This is a genomic window from Promicromonospora kroppenstedtii DSM 19349, assembly GCF_000515355.1.
In the GTDB taxonomy this organism is placed as follows: domain Bacteria; phylum Actinomycetota; class Actinomycetes; order Actinomycetales; family Cellulomonadaceae; genus Promicromonospora; species Promicromonospora kroppenstedtii.
In genome coordinates, this window is sequence record NZ_KI911641.1 from 24227 (window position 1) to 26546 (window position 2320).

The 2320-nt window shown below is 72.8% G+C and carries 2 protein-coding genes; both read left to right on the plus strand.

The features are described 5' to 3' along the window. On the plus strand, nucleotides 1–487 hold a 487-nt coding region (locus PROKR_RS37305; RefSeq protein ID WP_245605747.1), incomplete at its 5' end, for a helix-turn-helix transcriptional regulator. A gap of 90 nt (nucleotides 488–577) precedes the next feature. Further along, a partial coding sequence (locus PROKR_RS07855; protein ID WP_084800314.1) for a SpoIIE family protein phosphatase occupies nucleotides 578–2320 on the plus strand: 1743 nt, incomplete at its 3' end.

The following is a 2320-nucleotide window of genomic DNA, read 5'->3' on the forward strand; positions in this document are numbered from 1 at the left end:
AGCCGCGAGCGGCGACCGGCCGGCCGGTGACCTGTGGCGGGAGGCCGCCGAGAGCTGGCAGCAGACGGTCAACGCGTTCGGCTTCGGGTACCGCTACGAGGTCGCCCGTTCGCGCTACCGCTGGGCCGAGGCCCTGCTCGGCGCAGGCGAGCGCCAGGCCGCTGAGGTCGAGGCCGCCGAGGCACTCTCGGAGGCGGAGGACATGGGAGCCAAGCCTCTGGCCGACGCCGTCCGTGCGCTCGCCCGACGCGCGCGGCTCGACCTGCCGGGGGTGCGCCGAGCGACGACCTCGACCCTCACCGAACGGGAGGAGGAGGTGCTCGGGCTGGTGGCGCAGGGGTTGTCCAACCGCCAGATCGGCGAGCGGCTGTTCATCTCGACCAAGACGGTGAGCGTCCACGTCTCCAACCTGCTGGCGAAGCTCGGTGCCTCGGGTCGCGCGGAGGCCGTGAGCCTCGCTCACCAGCGCGGTCTGCTCGAGGTGTGACCGTGAAGCGGCAGGCTACCCGCCTGACGCAAAAGGGACACATCCGGTACATCTGTCGCGCACACGTCCTTCTCTCGCAATACTGATGAGATGCCGACGGACCTCCAGGCGCTGCGAGACCTCGAGCACGTCGGTCTCGACGCCGCCACTGCGGATGAGGCCTTTGACCGGTTTGCCCGCCTGGTTCGACGGCATCTCCGGGTCCCCGCCGCCGTCGTCTACTTCGTGATTCCCGAGGGCCAGGTTCTCGCGGGAGCGTCCGGAGTCCCGGAACCGATGCAGTCCGACCGGCTGCTGCAGCACCCGGGCACGCTCACCAACGTCATCACGGCGCGCGGCGAGCCGGTCGTGACGTCGGACGCCCGGCACGATCCGACCCTCCGCGACAACTACCTGGTGCGCGAGATGGGCCTGGTCGCCCTTGCCGGCTACCCGGTGTTCGACCTGCGCGGGCGCGCGGTCGGGGCGCTGTGCGCCGTCGTCGACGAGCCGCGCGAGTGGTCGCAGGACGACCTGGACTCGCTCGCGGACCTCGCCGCGGCCTGCACCGCCGAGCTGCGCCTGCGCGCCGAGCGGGAGCGGGCACGCCGTATCCAGGAGACGGCGGTCCGGGCGAACCGCCGCAGCCGGTTCCTGCTCTCGCTGAGCGAGGCCTTCGCCAACGCGAACACGATGGACCAGGTCGAAGAGGTCATCGTGGAGGTCGGCACGGCCGGCATCGGCGCGCGGTACTGCGCGTTCGCGCTGGCCGACGCCGACGGGCGCGGCATCACCTACCGGTCGCTCGTGCACGCCGAGCCGCAGTTCCCGCAGCGGCTCCGTCAGACCAAGCTCGACGAGCAGCGGCCGCTGGCCGAGGCGGCCCGCACCGGCCGGCCCCTCTTCTTCCGCACGGGCGACGAGATGTTCTCGGCGTTCCCCGGGACGGAGGAGCTCTGCGACCCGGAGGTGGGCGCCCGCGCGTACCTGCCGGTGGTGACCGCTGGCGAGGTTGTCGCCGTCATCATGCTGGCCTGGGAGCGCGACCGTGGGCCCGACCAGGACTCCTACGCGCTCCAGACGGGGCTGGCCCACTACACGGGCCACGCGCTGGAGCGCGCGCGGCTCCTGGAGGAGCGGCGCGAGTCGGCCAAGACCCTGCAGCGGGCGATGCTCAGCCGGCTGCCCGAGGTGCCGCACCTCGACATGGCGGCCACCTATTCGCCGGCCACGCGCTCCGACCAGATCGGCGGCGACTGGTACGACGCCGTAGCCGTGGACGATGACGCGACCATGTTCATGATCGGCGACGTGACCGGCCACGACATGCGGGCCGCCGCGAAGATGGGGCAGCTGCGTTCGCTGCTGCGCGCGTTCGCATGGAGCCACGACGAGTCGCCGTCGGCCCTGCTGTCGCTGCTCGACAAGGCCAACTCCGGGCTGGGGCTGCTCGCGAGCGGCACCGCCGTGGTGGCACGGCTGGAGCGGGTCGCCGGCGCCTACCAGCTCACCTGGTCCACCGCCGGGCACCCGCCGCCCCTGGTGCTCCGCGAGGACGGCACGGTCGAGCGACTCTCGGTGCTGCCCGACATGATGCTCGGCGTGCGGCCCACCTCGAAGCGCACCGACCACGTCACCTCGCTGCGCCCCGGCGACACCCTGCTCCTCTACACGGACGGGCTCGCCGAGCAGCGCGGCACCACGCCCGACCAGTGGCTGAACCGCCTGCAGAAGACGCTCGGCGCCCTCGGCGACACGGCCACGGCCGCGCTGCCGGTCACCCTCGTGCGCCGGCTCGCGTCGGACGACCAGCGGGACGACGTCGCCGTGCTCGCCGTCCGGGTGCGGGCGGCG